This is a genomic window from Zobellella denitrificans, assembly GCF_002407485.1.
Lineage (GTDB): Bacteria > Pseudomonadota > Gammaproteobacteria > Enterobacterales > Aeromonadaceae > Oceanimonas > Oceanimonas denitrificans.
Map to the genome: position 1 here is coordinate 4,121,649 of NZ_CP012621.1, position 19,642 is coordinate 4,141,290.

General features: G+C 65.9%; 15 protein-coding genes. 7 read left to right on the forward strand and 8 right to left on the reverse strand.

Translation table 11 applies throughout. The annotated features are described in order from the left end of the window. Positions 1 to 202: 202 nt before the first annotated feature. The 4 genes from urtB to urtE are packed head-to-tail and all read left to right on the forward strand — an operon-like array spanning position 203 to position 4,451. Entirely contained in the window at positions 203 to 1,801 is a 1,599-nt protein-coding gene (gene urtB, locus AN401_RS19405; protein WP_096780239.1) for an urea ABC transporter permease subunit UrtB, read from the forward strand. Positions 1,802 to 1,804: 3 nt separating this feature from the next. Next, positions 1,805 to 2,911, forward strand: coding sequence for an urea ABC transporter permease subunit UrtC (urtC, locus tag AN401_RS19410; RefSeq protein WP_096780240.1), 1,107 nt, complete (start codon positions 1,805 to 1,807; stop codon positions 2,909 to 2,911). Continuing rightward, on the forward strand, positions 2,908 to 3,753 hold the full coding sequence (gene urtD, locus AN401_RS19415; RefSeq protein WP_096780241.1) for an urea ABC transporter ATP-binding protein UrtD: 846 nt from the start codon (positions 2,908 to 2,910) through the stop codon (positions 3,751 to 3,753). Before urtC ends, urtD begins: the two co-directional genes overlap by 4 nt. Then, positions 3,753 to 4,451, forward strand: coding sequence for an urea ABC transporter ATP-binding subunit UrtE (urtE, locus tag AN401_RS19420; RefSeq protein ID WP_094039034.1), 699 nt, complete (start codon positions 3,753 to 3,755; stop codon positions 4,449 to 4,451). The genes urtD and urtE overlap by 1 nt, the downstream gene beginning before the upstream one ends. Before the next feature lie 265 nt (positions 4,452 to 4,716). On the opposite strand, the gene AN401_RS19425 is transcribed toward urtE, so the two are convergent. Then, entirely contained in the window at positions 4,717 to 5,067 is a 351-nt protein-coding gene (locus AN401_RS19425; protein ID WP_096780242.1) for a RidA family protein, read from the reverse strand. Positions 5,068 to 5,164: 97 nt separating this feature from the next. On the opposite strand from AN401_RS19425, the gene AN401_RS19430 reads away from it, so the two are divergent. Then, positions 5,165 to 6,964: a hybrid-cluster NAD(P)-dependent oxidoreductase gene (locus AN401_RS19430; protein WP_096780243.1), complete on the forward strand. Its 1,800-nt coding sequence runs from the start codon at positions 5,165 to 5,167 to the stop codon at positions 6,962 to 6,964. A 508-nt stretch (positions 6,965 to 7,472) separates the two neighbouring features. Here AN401_RS19430 and AN401_RS19435 read toward each other — a convergent pair. The 6 genes from AN401_RS19435 to AN401_RS19460 form a co-directional block, all read right to left on the reverse strand. Continuing rightward, complete coding sequence (locus AN401_RS19435) at positions 7,473 to 8,570, reverse strand: hypothetical protein (RefSeq protein ID WP_096780244.1); 1,098 nt, start codon at positions 8,568 to 8,570, stop codon at positions 7,473 to 7,475. A 194-nt stretch (positions 8,571 to 8,764) separates the two neighbouring features. Beyond that, a complete protein-coding gene (locus tag AN401_RS19440) occupies positions 8,765 to 11,572 on the reverse strand; it encodes an FAD-binding and (Fe-S)-binding domain-containing protein (protein WP_096780245.1) in 2,808 nt (935 codons plus the stop codon). Continuing rightward, the gene (locus tag AN401_RS19445; RefSeq protein WP_096780246.1) at positions 11,572 to 12,225 is read right to left on the reverse strand and encodes a LutC/YkgG family protein; all 654 of its coding nucleotides are present in this window, start codon (positions 12,223 to 12,225) and stop codon (positions 11,572 to 11,574) included. The genes AN401_RS19440 and AN401_RS19445 overlap by 1 nt, the downstream gene beginning before the upstream one ends. Then, positions 12,225 to 13,643, reverse strand: a complete 1,419-nt coding sequence (locus AN401_RS19450; protein ID WP_096780247.1) for a LutB/LldF family L-lactate oxidation iron-sulfur protein — start codon at positions 13,641 to 13,643, stop codon at positions 12,225 to 12,227. The genes AN401_RS19445 and AN401_RS19450 overlap by 1 nt, the downstream gene beginning before the upstream one ends. Further along, positions 13,633 to 14,406 (reverse strand): (Fe-S)-binding protein, encoded by a 774-nt coding sequence (locus tag AN401_RS19455; protein ID WP_094038841.1) that lies wholly within the window; start codon positions 14,404 to 14,406, stop codon positions 13,633 to 13,635. The genes AN401_RS19450 and AN401_RS19455 overlap by 11 nt, the downstream gene beginning before the upstream one ends. 59 nt (positions 14,407 to 14,465) lie before the next feature. Continuing rightward, positions 14,466 to 16,166 (reverse strand): L-lactate permease, encoded by a 1,701-nt coding sequence (locus AN401_RS19460; RefSeq protein ID WP_232513355.1) that lies wholly within the window; start codon positions 16,164 to 16,166, stop codon positions 14,466 to 14,468. A 157-nt stretch (positions 16,167 to 16,323) separates the two neighbouring features. On the opposite strand from AN401_RS19460, the gene AN401_RS19465 reads away from it, so the two are divergent. Further along, complete coding sequence (locus tag AN401_RS19465; protein WP_096780248.1) at positions 16,324 to 17,229, forward strand: LysR family transcriptional regulator; 906 nt, start codon at positions 16,324 to 16,326, stop codon at positions 17,227 to 17,229. A 12-nt stretch (positions 17,230 to 17,241) separates the two neighbouring features. Continuing rightward, on the forward strand, positions 17,242 to 18,279 hold the full coding sequence (locus AN401_RS19470; protein WP_094038843.1) for a Gfo/Idh/MocA family oxidoreductase: 1,038 nt from the start codon (positions 17,242 to 17,244) through the stop codon (positions 18,277 to 18,279). Between the two features lie 175 nt (positions 18,280 to 18,454). On the opposite strand, the gene AN401_RS19475 is transcribed toward AN401_RS19470, so the two are convergent. Continuing rightward, entirely contained in the window at positions 18,455 to 19,495 is a 1,041-nt protein-coding gene (locus AN401_RS19475; protein WP_232513357.1) for a YeiH family protein, read from the reverse strand. Positions 19,496 to 19,642 lie beyond the last annotated feature (147 nt).

Here is a 19,642-nt window from a genome sequence, read left to right on the forward strand (position 1 = left end):
GGGCGCGGGCGGCCCGCCCGCATAAGGGTGGCACGGGGTGGGGCAAGGCACGGCGCAACCCGTGATGCCTGTTCTGCCTCGAACCCTTGTAACTCCGCGATGTGGAGGGCTGATCCGAGGGTTCGCGCCGTGCGCGAATGCAGGCGGCCCGCCTGCGCTCCATTCTGTGACCCGGAAACCTTGGGAAATAAAGGACAGCACCATGAATATTTTCAGGAGCCTGATGGTCCGGCTGTGGCTGGTGGCGGGGCTGCTGGCCCCGGCGCTGCCGGTGGCGGCCCAGGTCGATGCCGGCCAGGCCTTGCTCGAGGCGCTGGATGCGCGCGCCTTCCCGGCCAAAAGCGAGGCCATCGACGCCATTGTCGCCAGCCGGGATCCGCGGGCGCGGGACTGGCTGGCGGCGCTGCTCGACGGCCGCCTGCAACGCGGCAAGGAAGACCGGCGCTTCGTGCTGGTGATGAGCACCGGCGGCCGGCAGTGGCCGGTGGTCGATGCGCTCAGTCATGAGCCTCTGGGCAGCCTGGGCCGCCGGGAACTGAGCCGGATCAGCATCAACAACAGCCTGCGCAACCAGTTGCGCAGCGCCCTGGCGGTGCTGGATCTGCACGCGGACGACCCGGCCCTGCGGCGGGCCTCGGCCGAGCGGCTGCTGGGCGAGGTGGATGCCGAACTGGCGCCCACCCTGGCGGCGCTGATCCCGGAGGAGGCCGACGGCCAGACCCGGCGGCGATTGACCCAGGCCCTGGCCATCCACCGGCTGGAGCAGGGCGACATCAGCGCCATCGAGGCGCTGGCCGGCAGCCTGCACAACCAGGCGCGCATCGCCCTCAATCGGGCGGCACAGGGCGACGACGAGCTGGCCGAGGCGGCCCGCAAGGCGCTGGCCGGCATCGAGCAGAACCTCAGGCTCAACCGCGCCGCCGAGACCCTCTACTTCGGCCTCAGCCTGGGCTCGGTGCTGGTGCTGGCGGCCATCGGCCTGGCCATCACCTTCGGGGTCATGGGGGTGATCAACATGGCCCACGGGGAGTTGATCATGCTCGGCGCCTACACCACCTGGATGCTGCAACAGCTGCTGCCGGGCCAGCCGGGGCTGGCGCTGCTGCTGTCCATTCCCGCCGGCTTCCTGGTGGCGGCGCTGGCCGGCATCGCCATCGAGCGCGGCGTCATCCGGTTCCTCAAGGGACGGCCGCTGGAAACCCTGCTGGCCACCTTCGGCGTCAGCCTGATCCTGCAGCAGCTGGTGCGCACCCTGATCTCCCCGCTCAACCGCACCGTGGTCACCCCCGAGTGGATGAGCGGCTCCCTGGTGGTGAACGACGCCCTGTCGCTCACCCTCAACCGGCTCTATGTGCTGGGCTTCGCCCTGCTGGTGTTCGCCGGCCTGATATGGGTGATGAAGGGCACCCGGCTGGGGCTGGAGGTGCGCGCCGTGACCCAGAACCGCGCCATGGCCAGGGCCATGGGTATCCGCGCCACCCGGGTGGACATCCTCACCTTCGGCCTGGGCTCCGGCGTGGCGGGCCTGGCCGGGGTGGCCCTGTCTCAACTGACCAACGTGGGCCCCAACCTGGGCCAGAACTACATCATCGATTCCTTTATGGTGGTGGTGTTCGGCGGTGTGGGCAACCTCTGGGGCACCCTGGTGGCCGGGCTCTCGCTCGGGGTCGTCAACCAGATCCTGGAGCCCTGGGCCGGGGCCGTGCTGGCCAAGATCATGGTGCTGGTGTTCATCATACTGTTTATTCAAAAACGGCCGCGCGGGCTCTTCCCGCAGAAGGGCCGGGCGGCGGAGGCATAACGCATGTGGTTGACCCAACCCCTTAAAGAACGCCAGACCCGGGTTTTTCTGGCGGTGTTGCTGGCGGCCCTGCTGCTGGTGAGCCTGGCCAACCTGCTGCTGCCGGCGGGGCACCCGCTGCACGTCTCCACCTATACCGTCACCCTGCTCGGCAAGTACCTGAGCTATGCCCTGCTGGCGGTGGCGGTGGACCTGGTGTGGGGCTACCTCGGCATCCTCAGCCTGGGCCATGGCGCCTTCTTCGCCCTGGGCGGCTACGCCATGGGCATGTACCTGATGCGCCAGATCGGCGACCGGGGCGTGTACGGGCACCCCCAGCTGCCGGACTTTATGGTGTTCCTCAACTGGGACAGCCTGCCCTGGTACTGGGCCGGCTTCGACATGGCCTGGTTCGCCTTCCTGATGGTGCTGCTGGCACCGGGACTGCTGGCGCTGGTGTTCGGCTTCCTGGCGTTCCGCTCCCGGGTGACCGGAGTCTACCTGTCGATCATCACCCAGGCGCTGACCTTCGCCCTGATGCTGGCGTTTTTCCGCAACGAGATGGGCTTTGGCGGCAACAACGGCCTCACCGATTTCCGCGAGCTGCTGGGCTTCGACCTGCGTGCCGACGCCACCCGGGTGGGGCTCTTTATCGCCTCCGGCATCGCCCTGGCGCTGGGCTACTGGTTGTGCCGGGCCATAGTGCTGAGCAAGCTGGGTCGGGTGTGTGTGGCCTCGCGTGACGCCCAGGCCCGCACCCGCTTTATCGGTTACCGGGTGGAGCGGGTGCAGCTGTTCGTGTTCGTGGTGTCCGCCATGCTGGCCGGGGTGGCCGGGGCCCTCTACGTGCCCCAGGTGGGCATTATCAACCCCAGCGAGTTCTCGCCGCTGTTTTCCATCGAAATCGTGGTGTGGGTGGCCCTGGGTGGCCGCGCCACCCTTTACGGCGCGGTGATCGGGGCCCTGCTGGTGAACTACGCCAAGACGGTGTTCACCGGGGTCATGCCCGACGCCTGGCTGTTCGCCCTCGGCGGCCTCTTCGTGGTGGCCACCGTGCTGCTGCCCAGGGGCATCGCCGGCCTGCTGGCCCGCCGCCGTTCTTCCGCTGCACCCAAGGAGGCAAGCGCATGAACATGTTCAAATCCCTGGCCCGCCGGGATCAGGTGTTCGATTTTATGGTACCCGAGGTGTCGCCGGTGGACGTGCGCCACGGCCCCATCCTTTACCTGGAGGACGTGAGCGTGAGCTTCGACGGCTTCAGGGCCATCAACAACCTCAACCTCACCATCGACGACGGCGAGCTGCGCTGCATCATCGGCCCCAACGGCGCCGGCAAGACCACCATGATGGACATCATCACCGGCAAGACCCGGCCCGACCGGGGCCAGGTGTGGTTCGGCAGCAGGCACAACCTGCTGCGGCTGTCGGAGCCGGAGATCGCCAGCCTGGGCATCGGCCGCAAGTTCCAGAAGCCGACGGTGTTCGAAGAGCTGACGGTGATCGAAAACCTGGAACTGGCCATGGCCGCCGACAAGCGGGTGCTGCCGACCCTGGCCGCCCGGCTGAGTTCGGCGCAGCGGGATCGCATCCACGAGGTGGTGGCGCTTATCGGCCTCAAGGCCGCCGCCCACGAGCTGGCGGGCATCCTCTCCCACGGCCAGAAACAGTGGCTGGAGATCGGCATGCTGCTGATGCAGCGGCCCCGGCTGCTGCTGGTGGACGAGCCGGTGGCGGGCATGACCGAGCAGGAAATGGAGTTGACCGCCGAGCTGCTGACCAAGCTTGCCGGCAAGGGCAAGCAGTCGGTGGTGGTGGTGGAGCACGACATGGGCTTCGTGCGCTCCATCGCGCGCAAGGTGACGGTGCTGCACCAGGGCTCGGTGCTGGCCGAAGGCACCATGGACCAGGTATCGAACGACCCGCGGGTGGTCGAGGTGTACCTGGGGGAAGAAAGCGGCGCCGAGGTGGCCTGATGCTGACAGTCGACAAATTGAATCAATTCTACGGCGAAAGCCACACCCTCTGGGATCTGAGCCTGGACATCCCCCGCGGCCGCTGCACCTGCGTGATGGGCCGCAACGGGGTGGGCAAGACCACCCTGCTCAAGTGCATCATGGGCGAGGTGGCGGCGAAGAGCGGCAGCATCCGCCTGGACGATGGCACCGAGCTCACCAAAAAGCGGCTGGAGGACAGATCCCGGCTCGGGCTGGGCTATGTGCCCCAGGGCCGGCAGATCTTCCCGCTGATGACGGTGGAGGAAAACCTGCGCACCGGCCTGGCGGCCCGGGGCGACGGCCTGCGCCGCATTCCGGAGCGAGTCTACGAGCTGTTCCCGGTGCTGAGGGAGATGCGCCAGCGCCGGGGCGGGGATCTGTCCGGTGGCCAGCAGCAGCAGCTGGCCATCGGCCGGGCCCTGGTGCTGGAGCCGGAGCTGCTGATCCTGGACGAGCCGGGGGAGGGCATACAGCCCAATATCGTCGCCGATATCGGCCAGGTGATCCGCCGGCTGATGGCGGAAGACGGCCTCACCGTGCTGCTGGTGGAGCAGAAGCTGCCCTTCGCCCGCAAGTACGCGGATCGCTTCGTGATCCTGGACCGGGGCCGGCAGGTGGCCGAGGGCGGGATCGACGAGCTGTCCGACGAACTTGTCAAGCGCCACCTGACGGTGTAATCGGCTTGAAGCGGTAGCGCTATCTCTGCGTAGCCACCGCCGTAGCTACCACTGTAGGTGCTGCTGTAGGTGCCGCTTTAGCCGGCACAAACCGGCACCCAATTTCCACACCCCACGCTGTTGGCAGGTTTGCGCCACGTAAACGGGCGCCTACAGGTAAGATATCGCACTGCTCAGGTTTTAAACTGATCGGTGCTCTAGGTAAGTCTGAAAGTTTGCCAGCAGTCTGAAAAGCCCGGGAGACCGGGCTTTTGGTTATAGTGATTTAGCGCTCGGCGGCGATCACCGAGATCTCCACCAGCAGCTCGGGGCGGGCCATGGCGGCTTCCACGCAGGCGCGGGCGGGGGCATGGCCCTCGGGCACCCAGGCGTCCCACACCGCGTTCATGGCGGCGAAGTCGGCCATGGTTTTCAGGTAGATGGTGGCGGAGAGGATATGCTCCCGGCTGGAGCCGGCTTCCAGCAGCAGTTCATCCACTTTTTCCAGCATGGTGCGGGTCTGTTCGGTGATATCCTGAGTGGCATCCTTGCAGACCTGGCCGCACAGGTAGAGGGTGCCGTTGTGCTTGACGATGCGGCTCATGCGCTGGCCGATTTGCTGGCGTTCGATAGACATTTGTACTCCTTTGATACCACAAGAATGGCGATAAACGCCAACCATTACCGATTGATACGCGGATGTAAACTTTTTGGGATAGAAAGGGTGGAATAATATGGCGGTGATCACGGGGCTTAATCTTTATCCGATCAAATCGGCGGCCGGGCTGGCGGTGCCGGATGCCTGGGTGTCCCGCGAGGGGCTGCGCGGCGATCGCCGCTACATGCTGGCCAAACCGGACGGCACCTTCGTCACCGCCCGCACCCATCCCCGGCTGCAAGGGGTCGGGGTGACGCCGGTGGCCGGCGGCCTGGAGCTGAAGTATGGCGACCAGTCGCTGTCGGTGCGCCACCAGCAGTTCCTGTTGCAGCCGGTCGCCACCGGCGTCTGGGGGGACAGCTTCACCGCCTGGAGTACCCACGCCGATTACGATGCCTGGCTCAGCGCCATCCTGGAAGAGCCGGTGCAACTGCTGTGGCTGGGCCAGCATTCCAACCGCTACCGGGAAAAGCTGGGTACCGGCGTCAGCTTTGCCGACGGCTATCCCCTGCTGCTGATCTCGGAAGGGTCGCTGGCCGATCTCAACCTGCGTGCCGATGCCCGGCTGGAGATGTCCCAGTTCCGCACCAACCTGGTGGTGCGGGGCGGGCGCCCCTTCGAGGAGGACGGCTGGCGCCGCATCCGGGTGGGAGAGGTGGAATTCCTGGTGGCCAAGCCCTGCAGCCGCTGCATCATGACCACCATAGAGCCCGGCTCCGAGCGCTTCAACGCCATGAAGGAGCCGCTTGCCACCCTGAGCCGTTACCGCCGGGGGGAAGACGGCGAGGTCTATTTCGGCCAGAACCTGGTGCCGCTGAACGAGGGCGAGATCCGTCTGGGCGACCGGGTGGAGGTGCTGGAATACGCCAGCGCCCCCATATACCCGGACGCGGCGCCCAGGCGCCGGCAGCTGGTGTGCGTGGAGCGCGAGCCCCTGGCCCGGGACATGGACACCTACTGGCTGGAGGCCATGGACGGCAAGCCCCTGGCCGACTACCGGCCCGGCCAGCACCTGCCGGTGGCGCTGGACATCGATGGCCGCCGCCATCTGCGCCACTACACCCTGAGCTCCAGCCCGACCCGACCCGGCCGCTACGGCATCAGCGTCAAGCGCCAGCCCGACGGGGTGGTGTCCAACTGGCTGGCCGAGGCGCTGCAGCCCGGCCATGCCCTGCTGGCCCATGCCCCGGCGGGGGAGTTTTACCTCAAGCCCGCCGGCCGCTACCTGCTGCTGTCGGCGGGCTCGGGAGTGACGCCCATGCTGTCCATGGTGCGGGCCATGGCGGATCTGGAGCGGCTGGAGGACGTGCACTTCCTGCACCTGTGCCGCGCCGAGGCGGACATTCCCGCCGCCGCCGAGCTGAAGGCGCTGGTCCGGCGCCACCCCGGCCTGCGGCTCGATCTGGTGCTGACGAGGCCGGAGCGGGGCCTGGGTGGCCGGCTGGAGCTGGGCCAACTGGCAGCGGTGCCGGCGCTGGCCGAGCGGGAGGTCTACCTATGTGGCCCGGCGGGCTTTATGCGCCAGGCCAGGGCCTGGCTGCTGGCGCTGGGAGTGCCGGCGGGACGCATCCACCAGGAGAGCTTCGGTGGCCCGGTCGCCGCCGATGTTGCACGTGAAACAAAAGCGGTGCGGGTGCGCATCGGCGGGCGGGAGTTCACCGGTAACAACCAGCAGGATCTGCTGACCCAGGCCGAGGGCCAGGGCCTGCAGTTGCCCTGGTCCTGCCGCGCCGGCATCTGCGGCAGCTGCAAACAGAACCTTAAATCCGGCGAGGTGGCGCAGCCCGAGGCCCCGGCCCTGTCGGCGGCGGAGCGGGAAGCGGGCGTTATCCTGGCCTGCTGCTGCGTGCCCCTGTCGGATGTGGAGCTGGAATAACTAAAAGAGTTTAAAAATCAAGTTGTCAGGCGTGTGCTATCCCAGCCACTCCCGTTGGCGGCAAACGACGTTTGCAGATTGGTACCTGACTGGTGGAGCGCGGGCGGCCCGCCTGCTTTCCCGCGCAGCGGGAACCTTCGGACAGGCCGACCACACCACAGCTTTAAAGAGGCTTGAGGCGGAACAGGCATCGCGGGTTGGGCTGTGCCTTCGCCCACCTCGGTGCCACCCTCATGCGGGCGGGCCGCCCGCGCCCCAAGAGTCGGCGGTTTGTGCCGCTGTAGCCGTCGCTGTATGTGCCGCTTTAGCCGGCACAAACCGGTGCCCAATTTCCGCATTTCCCGCCCTTTGCAGGTTTGCGCCACGTAAACGGGCGCCTACAGGTGAGATATCGCATTGCTCACGTTTTAAACTGATCGGTGCTCTAGGGTGATATAGCCGGGGTTACTCCCGCGAAGGCGGGAGCCCATATACGGAACCGACGACGGTTAAGCGGTGATAAAGGGACTCAGTAGCCGAGGGCCCTGTCTTCCCGCAGCAGCTGTTGCACATCCTTGAGGGTGGTCAGCTGCTTGAGCAGCTTGTTGTTGTGCCGGATATCGGCCTTGAGCTCCCTGGCGTGCTCGGCGAACCTGCGGTCGCTGGAGGTGCTGCCCAGGTGCCGGAAGCGGTTCCAGATGGCCGACTCCAGGCTCTGGTCGATGAAGACGTCGTCGTATTGCCTTTCCAGTTCGCGCAACTGCCGGCGCAGCAGTTCGTTGATGCCGTCCAGCTCCTGTTGCCCGAGCTGCTCCAGGGCAGCGCTGTCGAAATGCTGCCGGTGCAGTTCGAGCAGGGTGTGGATGTCGTTTTCCTGCCTGGCCGCCAGCAGTTGCTGCATCTGCCCGTGCTTGACCGTCTTTTGGGTCTTGTCCTGCTCCAGATCCGGGTGCAGCCTTTTCGCCAGCTGCTTGTACAGGCGGTGGATCAGGGCCTTGCCCGCGGCCTGGCCGTCGGTCTCGTCGGGGCCGAAAATATCATCTGCTTCCTCTTCTTCGTCCTCCTCCTGCCAGTCCTCGTCGCCTTCCTGCATCTTCGCCACCATCTGCTGCAAAAAGTCGGCCGGGCTGTGCATAAAGAGATCGATGTCCTCGTCATCCAGCTCCAGGCCCAGCTCCTGGTAGAGATCGCTCCGGATTTTCTCGCGCTCGGATTCCGTCAGCGGCGGGGTATCGGGCTGGGGGTAGTGTTGCTTGATCAGGCTTTCGAAGCGGACCAGCAGCCCGGTCCTGTCCAGCTCGGGATCGGCGAAGGGATTGCTGGACAGCACTCCCAGCTCGTCATGTATCCAGTCGCAGAGCTCGTCCCTTTGCCACCGGGTCAGGGATTTGCGGGAGAGAAAGGTCAGCAGCCGCTCGACCAGCTGGTATTGGCCGCGGGCATGTTCCCACTCCAGGGGCAATATCTCGGCGTTGAAGCGATCCACTATCTTGCGGACCCGCTTTTCCTGGCCCGCCAGGCGGGTTTTCTGCTTTTCTATCTTCTCCCACAGCAGCTGAAACTGGCCGGCAGGGGTGTGCTTGGCGGTTTTCTTCGGCTTGGGCCTGGTGGTGGCGAGTCGGGTCATGTGGGCGTCGGTATCGGGTAAAGAGGGATATGTTAGAGGTTGTGGCGGGGAAAAGGCAATTGCCCTTCAGCGGGCAACCCGGCTTGTACTGGACTCCCGCCTTCGGGAGTGACAGCGGGGCCGAGGGAGGGCACGGGATCAGCAGTCGCGCAAGGACTGCTGATCGCGTCAAACGTCTGGCTTCCAGCTCCCGTTTACCGGCTGGCCTCGTCCACCAGATAGAGGATGGACTCGTAGTTGACGCCGCTGTGGTGGCTGAGGCCCAGCTCGCAGGTGCGGCTGTTGCTCACTCCCCGGGTGCAGCCGGCGGGCACCTGGGCGCGCAGCGGCTTCAGGGCCGAGGCGTTGAGTTCGGGGGTGGTGAAGCCCTTGTCGCCGGCGAAGCCGCAGCAGTCGATGTGCTCCGGCACCACCACCCGGGCGGCGCAGCGTTTGGCCAGCTCCAGCATCTTGTCGGCCAGCCCCAGGTGCCGGCTGCTGCAGGTGATGTGCAGCAATACCGTCTCCTGCACCGGCTTCAGTTCGAGCCGGTCCAGCGCCTGTTCCAGGATGAACTGCACCGGCTCGAAGATGGCCAGCGGCAGCCCGGCCTGCTCCCGGCTGCGCTTGGCACAGGGGCTGGTATCCATCAGCACCGGCCAGCGGCCCTGCTCCGAGGCCTGCCACAGTTTCGCTTCCAGCTCGGTGGCCTTGTCGTCGGCCAGCGCCAGCATGCCCTTGCTCTGCCAGGGCTGGCCGCAGCACAGGCTGGTGAGATCTGCGGGCAACAGCACATCGAAACCGGCCCGCTCCAGCACCGCCTGGGTAACCTCGGTCAGCGAGCGGCCGTCTTTGGCGCCCGGTGACTGGCCCAGGGTGCGGCTGGCGCAGGAAGGAAAGTAGACCACTTTGGGCCGTCCTTCATGCGGACTGCTGGCGCTGGGCCGGTGCCGGTTGGCGGCCGGGGTCTCCGGCAGCCACAGCGGCACCTTGTTCTTGCTGGCCTTGCGCAGCCCCCGGTTGAGCTTGCTTAAGTTTCGTTCGCCCAGCAGCCGGCGGCCGAGGGCGGCCGAGTTCAGGCCCAGGCCCACCAGGGTGGTGGTGGCGGCGAAGTGATCCGCGGTCCAGCGGGCGATGGGCTCGAACTTGCGGTAGCGCGCGGTGCGCAGTTGTCGTACCAGATCGCCGGTATTGATGCCCACCGGGCAGCGCTGGGCGCACAGTCCGGTGGCGGCGCAGGTGTCCACTCCCTGGTACTGGAACACCTGCTCCAGGCCGTCTTCGGTGGCTTCGCCCTTGGCGGCCCGGCGCTGCAGCTCGCGGAACAGCACGATGCGCTGGCGCGGGGTCAGGCTGAGATCCCGGGACGGGCACACCACCTCGCAGAAGCCGCACTCGATGCACTTGTCGACGATGGCGTCGGCGGCGGGCAGGGGCTTGAGATCCTTGAGGTGGGCCTGGTGGTCGTCGTTGAGGATGACCCCCGGATTGAGGATGCCGTCCGGATCGAACAACGTCTTGATCTGCTGCATCAGGGCATAGCCGTCCTGGCCCCACTCCAGCTCCACATAGGGCGCCATATTGCGGCCGGTGCCGTGCTCGGCCTTGAGTGAGCCCTGGTATTCCACCGCCACCAACTGGGCCACGGCGTCCATAAAGCCGCCGTAACGGTCCAGCTCGGCCTGGGAGTCGAAGCCCTGGGTGAACACGAAGTGCAGGTTGCCAGCCAGGGCATGGCCGAAGATGATGGCTTCCGAGTAGCCGAAGCGGTCGAACAGCTCGGTGAGCCTGCGCACCGCCGGTGCCAGTTGTTCCACGGGGAACGCTACGTCCTCGATGATCACCGTGGTGCCGGTTTCACGCACCGCGCCCACCGCCGGGAACATGCCCTTGCGCATGGCCCAGAGGGTGGCGCAGCGGGTTTTGTCCTGGGTAAAGGGCACCTCGTTGCGGCGTTCGAAGCCGGCCACCGCCGCCATCGCCTGATCGCATTTGGCCAGCAGCTCGGCCTCGTCGGCGCCGTGCACTTCCACCAGCAGGGCGGCGGCCTCCAGATCCAGCTCGCGGATAAAGCCGGGCATGCCCGCCTTGTCGGCGATGGATTTCAGCGCCCGGCCGTCCATCAGCTCCACCGCTGCCACTTCGGTGCCGGCCAGGGCGGTCACCGCCCGGCAGGTGGTTTCGATCTCCGGGTACACCAGCAGGCAGGAGGCCTTGAAGGGGTGATCCGGCACGGTGTGATAACTGACCTCGGCCATAAAGCCGAGGGTGCCTTCGGAGCCGATCATCAGGTGGGCCAGGATGTCGAAGGGATCCTCGAAGTCTACCAGGGCGTTCAGGCTGTAGCCGGTGGTGTTCTTCAGCCGGTATTTGTGGCGGATGCGCTCGCAGAGCTCCCGGTTGGCCCTGACCTCCTCGCTCAGTCGTTGGAGACCGGCCAGCAGTTCGGGCTTCTGCCCGGCGAAGCGGGCCCGGCTTGCCGGGTCCCGGGTGTCGAGCCGGGTGCCGTCCGCCAGCACCAGGCTGAGGCCGTGCAGGGTCTGGTAGGAATTCTGGGCGGTGCCGCAGCACATGCCGGAGGCGTTGTTGGCGGCGATGCCGCCGATCTTGCAGCTGTTGATGGACGCCGGATCCGGCCCTATCTTGCGCCCGAAGGGGGCCAGGTAGCGGTTGGCGTCGGCCCCGATCACCCCGGGTTGCAGGGCGATCTGGTGGCCGTTATCAATAATTTTGTGCCTGCGCCAGTCGTCGGTGAGGGTGATCAGCACCGAGTCGGACACCGCCTGGCCCGACAGGCTGGTGCCGGCGGCGCGGAAGGTGCAGTGAATGCGGTGCTGGCGGCACAGTTCGAGCACCCGCGCCACTTCGTCGGTGCTTGCCAGGCGCAGCACCATCTTGGGGACCAGCCGGTAGAAGCTGGCGTCGGTGCCGTAGGCCAGACAGAGGGACGGGTCCTGGATGATGCGCCCGGCGGGAAGAAAGCCGGCCAGCGCTTCGGCCAGTTGTTGGTAACGGGGCTCCATCAGGCGTCCTCCAGGATCAGCACCAGCAGTTCCTTGGGCCCGTGGGCGCCGTAGGCCAGGGTCTGCTGGATATCGGCGGTCTTGGACGGGCCGGACACCAGCAGCAGGTTGGTGGGCATGCCCTGGTGCCAGCCCTGGGCGGCCATCATGGCCGGCAGGTTGGGGTGCAGGGTGGAGGCCTTGAGGATGGCGATATGGCGCGGCGGCACCAGCGACAGGGTGCGCGGCTCGTCCGGGCCTGGCCACAGCACCAGGCTGCCGGTGGCGGCGATGGCGCCGTGGCAGCCGGTGATGCCCGCGTCCACCCGGTTGAACAGCTCGTCCTTCCAGGCTTCCAGAGGGCGGTCGAACAGTAGCTGTTCGGCGGTGCCGGCCAGGGCCTGGCTTATTTCCCCGAAGAAGTCGCCGCCGGTGCCGGTGGCGACGCGCTGGAGACCGGCCTGTTCCACATGGGTTTTCAGGGTGGAGACCAGTTCGGCCCGGGGCAGGTGGCGCACCTCGGCGTGGTTCTGCTCCAGCAGCTCGGTCAGGCGGGCCAGCATCTCTGCCTGCCCGCTCTGGTTCCAGATGGGATAGTCCGGGTCGTTTACCGGCAGCGGCTGGGCCTGGGCCTGGCGCAGCCGGTCGAGAATGGCGTGACGGGCGTTCGACATTACTTGTTCCTCTCGGCCATAAGCTCGCGCAGGGTTCTGGCGGCGGGTTGGGGGGCGGTGCGGCAGCGGGTCCAGGGGCCCAGTTTCTTCGGCATCAGGCCGCGCAGTCTCGTTGCGCACCAGGTCAGCATACGGTACAGGGCCGGGCGGCTGGTGACCAGGCCGAAGCTGCGCCAGATCAAGGCTTCGGTGCGGCTGGCCGCCGCCTTCTGGCCGCGCAGGGGCGGCACGCCGGGGCGCGGGTCCTGCTTGGCCTCGTGGCGCAGCCGCTGCAGCAGCTCGGGGATGGGAATGCGCACCGGGCACACCTCGCCGCAGGCGCCGCACAGGCTGGAGGCGGTGGGCAGATCCTTGGTGGCTTCCAGCCCCATCAGGTGGGGCGAGATGATCTTGCCGATGGGGCCCGGATAGACGGTGCCGTAGGCGTGGCCGCCGATGCGGGTGTACACCGGACAGTGGTTCATGCAGGCGCCGCAGCGGATGCACTGCAGGGTCTTGCGCATTTCCTCGTCCACGAAGGCCTGGCTGCGGCCGTTGTCGAGCAGCACCAGGTGCACTTCCCTGGGGCCGTCCAGCTCATCGTCCTTGCGCGGGCCGCTTATCATGTTGAAGTAGGTGGTGATGGCCTGGCCGGTGGCGGAGCGGGTGAGGGCGCTGAACAGGGGCGGCACGTCGGCCAGGAACTCCACCACCTTCTCGATGCCGGTGATGGCGATATGCACCTCCGGCACCGTGGTGCACATGCGGCCGTTGCCTTCGTTTTCCACCAGGCAGAGGGTGCCGGTTTCGGCCACCGCGAAGTTGACGCCGGACACCCCGATGTGGGCCTCGCGGAATTTCTCGCGCAGCACATTGCGGCCGGTCTGGATCAGGGTATCCACGTCCAGGGTGTGCTGGAAACCGGGCACGTGCTCGGCGAACAGGTCCGCCACCTGCCGCTTGTTCTTGTGGATGGCGGGCATGATGATGTGCGACGGGGTCTCGTTGCCGAGCTGGACGATGTATTCGCCCATGTCGCTTTCCAGGCAGCGGATGCCTTCTTTTTCCATCTGGTGGTTGAGCTCGATTTCCTCGCTCACCATGGACTTGCCCTTCACCGCCAGGGTGCCGCCGTGGGCGCGGATGATGTCGGCGAAGAGGGCGTTGGCCTGCTCGGCGTTTTCGGCCCAGTGCACCCGGATGCCGTTGGCGGTGCAGTTGGCTTCCAGTTGCTCCAGCAGCTCGGGCAGCTTGCTCAGGCAGCGCTGGCGGATGGCCTCGGCCCGGTCGCGGATGGCCTGTTCCTCGTCGGCGTCGGCGAAGGCGGCCTTGCGCTTGTCGCGCAGGTAGTCCATGGCGCCGCGGAAGTTGGCGCGCAGCTCGGGGTTGGCCAGGGCCGCCTCGGCCTGGGGATGGAACAGCTGGGGCTTATTGTGCATGAGGTCCCTCCAGTCGTTCCAGCAGGAAGCTGGCCAGGTGAATGCCTTTCATCTCTTTCTTCTGGTATTCGAAGGCGCCGTTGATATTGAGCAGGCAGCCCCAGTCGGCGCTGATGAGCTGGGCGGCGCCGGTGTCGTTCAGGTGTTGGGTCTTGTCCTGCACCATGGCTTCGCTGATGGCCGGGTGGCGCACCGAGAAGGTGCCGCCGAAGCCGCAGCATTCGCTCTCGTAGGCCTGCTCGCGCAGCTCCACCCGCTCCAGCTGGCCCAGCAGTTGGCGGGCGGTGATGTGCACCTTCATTTCGCGGCGGGCGGCGCAGGAGGTGTGCAGCACCACCGAGGTGGCCGGGCCCTGGTCGCTGAGCTGGATGCGACAGACCTGCACCAGGAATTCGGTCAGTTCGAATACCCGATCACAGAATTGGTCGGCCTGCTGCTGGTGTTCGCTGCCGGCGAACAGCCGGCGGTAATGGTGATGCATCATGCCGCCGCAGGAGCCGGACAGCACCACCACCGGCCAGGGCTCGGGGAACAGCGCCATCTGGCTGAGGGCCGTGGTCCTGGCGTCGTCTTCGTAGCCGGAGGAGTAGGCGGGCTGGCCGCAGCAGCTCTGCTTGGGCACGTAGATGACTTCGACCCCGGCCAGCTCCAGCAGGCGGATGGCATCCAGCCCGCTCTGGGGCGAGAACATGTCCACCAGGCAGGTGGCGTAGATATACACCTTTTCTGGCTTGGCCGGGTAGATACGGATAGCGGACGACATAAGGCAATTCCTTCAATATTTACGACAACGCCGCCGGCCAGGCCGGCGGCGGCAATGCTTCAAGACAACTTCAGCAAGGGATCCGAGATGCCCAGGCCATAGATGGCGATCATGCCGATGATGCCGATGGCCACCAGGTAGTAGAGGGTGGGCAGGGCGGTCTTGCGCAACGTGGTGCCTTCCCGGCCCAGCAGGCCGACGGTGGCCGAGGCCGCCACCACGTTGTGGATGGCGATCATGTTGCCGGCGGCGGCGCCGATGGCCTGCAGCGCCACTATCAGGGCGGTGGACACGCCCAGGGTCTGGGCCACCTCGAACTGGAACTGGGAGAACATCATGTTGGACACGGTGTTGGAGCCGGCGATAAAGGCGCCCAGGGCGCCGATGACGCCGCTGATGGCGGGGAAGAAGTCGCCCACCAGGCTGGCGGCCACGTTGGCGGTCATCACCGGCATGCTGGCGATGTCGGCGCCGTTGACCCCGGAGTTGATGAAGATGCGCACCATGGGCACGGTGAACATCAGCACGAAGCCGGCGCCGATCAGGGTCCTGGACGATTCACCGATGGCAGGGGCGAAGGCCTTGAGGGAACGGGTCTGGGTCAGCACCGCCACCAGGGAGACGAACACCAGTATGCCGCCGGGCAGGTACAGGGGCTGGATGCCGGCGCTGATGCCCGCCTCGCCCAGGATGTTGCCGAAGGCGATGTTCCAGCCGGTGAGCAGGCCCTTGAAGCCCTCATGGGTGCGGCTCAGCACCAGCAGCACCGGCAGCAGCAGGTAGGGGAACCAGGCCAGGCCCAGGCTGATCGGCTTTTTCTTCAGGTCGTCGGTGTTGATGGTGAGCGAGCCCAGCCATTCCGCCGGCCAGTGCTGTTCTTCCGGAAAGTCGAAGCGGCTCTTGGGCACCAGGAAGCCCTTGCGCGCGGCGGTCACCACCAGGGCCAGGCCGACCAGGCCGCCGACCAGGGAGGGGAACTCGGGGCCGAGCAGCACGCCGGTGAGGGCGTAGGGCACGGTAAAGGCCAGGCCGGCGAAGATGGCGAAGGGCAGTATGTCCAGGCCTTCCTTCCAGCTTTTGTTCTTGCCGAAGAAGCGGGTCAGCATCATGCACATGAACAGCGGCATCAGAATGCCGACCAGGGCGTGGATCACCGCCACGTTGCTGGTGACGGTTTGCAGGTAGGCGTCCCAGCCGGAGCCGTGCTCGGCCAGGGTGCTGCCGATGGCGCCGTTGTCGAGGCCGGTGGTCACGCCCACGATGATGGGGGTACCGACGGCGCCGAAGGAAACCGGGGTGCTCTGGATCATCATGCCCATCAGTACCGCGGCCAGGGCGGGGAAGCCCAGCGCCACCATCAGCGGCGCGGCCACGGCGGCGGGGGTACCAAAGCCGGAGGCGCCCTCGATAAAGCAGCCGAAGCACCAGGCGACGATAATGGCCTGGATGCGGCGGTCGGGAGAAATGGCGGTAAAACCGTTGCGGATGGTGGTAATGGCGCCGGTATGCTTTAAGGTATTGAGCAGCAGTATGGCGCCGAAGATGATCCACAGCAGCGAAACGGAGATCACCACGCCCTGCAGGGTGGAGGCGATCACCCGGGTGGCGCTCATGTCCCAGGCCCAGAGGGCGATAAGGGCGGTGAGGATAAAGGCCAGGGGCATGGCGCGCTTGGCCGGCCATTGCAGGCCCACCAGCAGGATGGCGGCGAGCACTATGGGCGAAAACGCCAGCAGTGCCAGTAGGGTATCATTCAGCATAGTTGGTCACTTCCATGGTTTTATCGGGGGTCATCACAGACCTGTTTCTACTGTAGGGTACTAGTGCAAGCTTGGTGTTAAGCGGATGTAACTTTAATTCCATGCTTTTTGTGGATATATAGATTTAATGAAACTCATTGTTTCCAAAACTGGATAAATGATGCCGAGAACCGACGATCTCATCCTCTTCGCCCAGGTGATCGAATTGGGCTCCTTCAGCAAGGCGGCGGAGGCCAACAGCCTGGCCAATTCGGTGGTGAGCAAGCGCATCGCCCGGCTGGAGGAAGAGCTGGGCAGTACCCTGATCCACCGCACCACGCGGCGCCTGACGCTGACCGAGGCGGGGCAGGTGCTGTACCAGCGGGCGCGCTTGGTGGCCCAGTCGGCCCAGGAGGCGTTCGACGCCGTTACCGGCTACAGCCAGGCGCTGCAGGGGCACATCCGTATGTCGGTGCCGACCATTTCCGGGGAGCTGTTGCTGGCGGAGGCGGTGGCCGAATTTTGTGAACTGCATCCGGCTATTTCGGTGGACATGTCGCTGGAGAACCGCTTCGTGGATCTGATCGGCGAGGGCTACGACCTGGTGATCCGTACCGGCCACCTGGACGACTCCAGCCTGATCGCCCGCCATATCCTGGACTCGCGCTGGACCATCTGTGCCGCTCCCGCTTATATTAGCCGTCACGGCAAGCCTCAGGCGCCGGAAGACTTACTCCAACATAACTGCCTTATCTATAGCTACCAGGAAAGCGGTGCCCGCGACTGGCTGTTCAACCGCCAGGGCGAAATCTACCCCCTGCGGGTGAGCGGACATTTTTCCACCGACAACGCGGCCGCCCTGCGCAAGGCGGCCATCGCCGGCTTCGGCCTGGCCTATGTGCCGCGCTGCCTGGTCTACCCGGACCTGCAGGCGGGCCGGCTGGTCGAACTGCTGCCCCGGCAGGTGGGCAAGGTGCTGGGCATTTATGCCGTCTACCCCTACAGCCGCCAGCCGCCACGCAAAATCAAGCTGTTGATCGAGCACATCCGTGCCCGCTACATGGATATCAAGCATTATTTTTGACGAGGTTGTCCCATGATTAAAACCGCCGTGATTGGCTATGGCCAGTCCGCTACCGTGTTCCACCTGCCCTTTCTCAACAGCCTGCCCGAGTTCGAGCTGGTGGCCATCAGCACCTCCAAGCCGGAGCGGGTGGCCAGTGACTGGCCGGATGTGCAGGTGTATACCGACGTGGATCAGATGCTGGAGGAATCCGGGGCACGGCTGGTGGTGATCACCGCGCCCAACGAAGTGCACTACGAACTGGGGCGCAAGGCGCTGAACGCCGGCCTGCATGTGGTGATGGAAAAGCCCATGGTGACCCAGATCCACCAGGGCGCCGAGTTGATGAAGCTGGCGGCCTCCAGGAACCTGTGCCTGATCCCCTTTCACAACCGCCGCTGGGACAGCGATTTTCTCACCATCCGCAAGCTGATCGCCGACGGCAAGCTGGGCCCCATCCACGCCTTCGAGTCCCACTTCGACCGCTTTCGGCCCACGCCGCGCCAGCGCTGGCGCGAGCTGCCCGGGGAGGGGGTGGGCACCTGGTTCGATCTGGGCGCCCACCTGGTGGACCAGGTGCTGGTGCTGTTCGGCAAGCCGTTGGCGGTAACCGGCCGCTGCCTGGCGATGCGGCCCGGCTCCCAGGTGACCGACTATTTCCATGTGCAGCTGCACTACCACGACAAGGAAGTGCTGCTGCATTCCAGCTCCTACCATCCGGGACCGACCCTGCGCTTCAAGCTGCAGGGAGAGAAGGGCTGCTACATCAAGCGCGGCTTCGACCCCCAGGAGGAACGGTTGCACGACGGCATAGTGGCCGACTCGCCCTACCTGGCCAAGGAAGCCGAGTCGGACTACGGCACCTTCTACTCCGACGCCGAACCCGAGGTGATCGAATCGGTGGTGGGCGGCTACCGCTACTTCTACCAGGCCACCGCCAAGGCCATCCGTGGCGAAGGCCCGCTGCCGGTGACGGTGCAGGACGCCCTGGACGGGCTCAATATCATCAACCTGGCGATGAAGAGTTCGGCGGAAGGGCGCACCCTGCCGGTGGGGGAAACCACCTTCTGAGAAGCTGTGCACGATCTGCGGTATTCGGAAAAGCGAATACTCTGCCCGCTCCCGTAGCCGGCGCTTTAGCCGCTGGGGAATACCGCGCCAGGCCTTGCGCCACGCAAACGGGCGCCTACGGGTGAGATATCACACAGCAGTCTGGGCGACCCCGGTGGTCGCCGTTTTTACAGGCTCAGCCCAGCAGGATATAGGCCAGGATCAGGGCGGCGATAAAGAGCGTTTCCAGCACCACCAGCAGCACCGGCTTCCAGCCCACCGAGAGGATGTCCTTGAGCTGGGTGCGCACGCCGAGGGCGGCGATGGCGGTAAGCAGCAGCCAGGAGGAGCTGCCGGCCAGGGGCTGGCTGACGGCGCTGGGGATCCAGTCCAGGCTGTTGAGCACGAACAGCGCCACGAAGCCGAGCAAAAAGCCGGGAATGGCCACGCCCTTGCCGCCCTCGGCGTCGCCGCGGTGGCGGGCCGCGCGGCGGATCACGATGCCGATGGCCATGACGATGGGCACCAGCATGGCCACCCGCAGCAGCTTGACGAAGGTGCTGAGATCGCCCACCTCGCTCGACATGCTGTAGCCGGCGCCCACCACCTGGGCCACGTCGTGGATGGTGGCGCCGATAAAGAGCCCGGACTCCTGGGGGCTGAGCCCCAGGCCGGTGCTGATCATGGGGTAGAAGATCATCGCCAGGGTGCTGAGGGTGGTGACGCTGATCACCGTGAACAGGGTGTCGCGCTTGGCCTGTTCGTCCTGCTTCAGCACGCTGCTGATGGCCATGGCCGCCGAGGCGCCGCAGATGGCCACCGAGCCGCCGGTGAGGGTGCCGAAGGCGGAAGAAAAGCCCAGCAGCCGCGCCATCAGGATGCCGAAGCCGATGGTCAGCAGCACCGCCGAGCACACCATCAACAGCGGCGACCAGCCCAGGGTGAGCACGTCGCCGAAGGTGATGCGCAGTCCCAGCATGGCCACCCCCAGGCGCAGCAGGGTCTTGGCGGAGAATTCCAGCCCCGGCACGCAGTGCTGCTCCTGGCTTAAAAAGTTGAACGCCAGCCCCAGCAGCAGCGCCATCAGCATGGCGGGGGCGCCGTACTGCTGGGACAGGAAGCTGGCGGCGATGCCGATGGTGACCGCCACGCAGACGCCGGGAAAGTAGCGTTTTCTGACCTCTTCGATTCGATGCATCATGTCCATCACCTGGTTGCGGGTTTCCACGGCCATCATTGTCGTCCTTCTGCAAGCGGCGCACGCCCTGTGGCGCCGATGCCATCATGGTAGGAAGCCGGCCCGGCGGGATCTAATGCCTTATTTCTAGCAGGGCGGTTACTTTTCTGCATAGAATGCCCGGTCGATGGCGGCAACGGAGGGAGC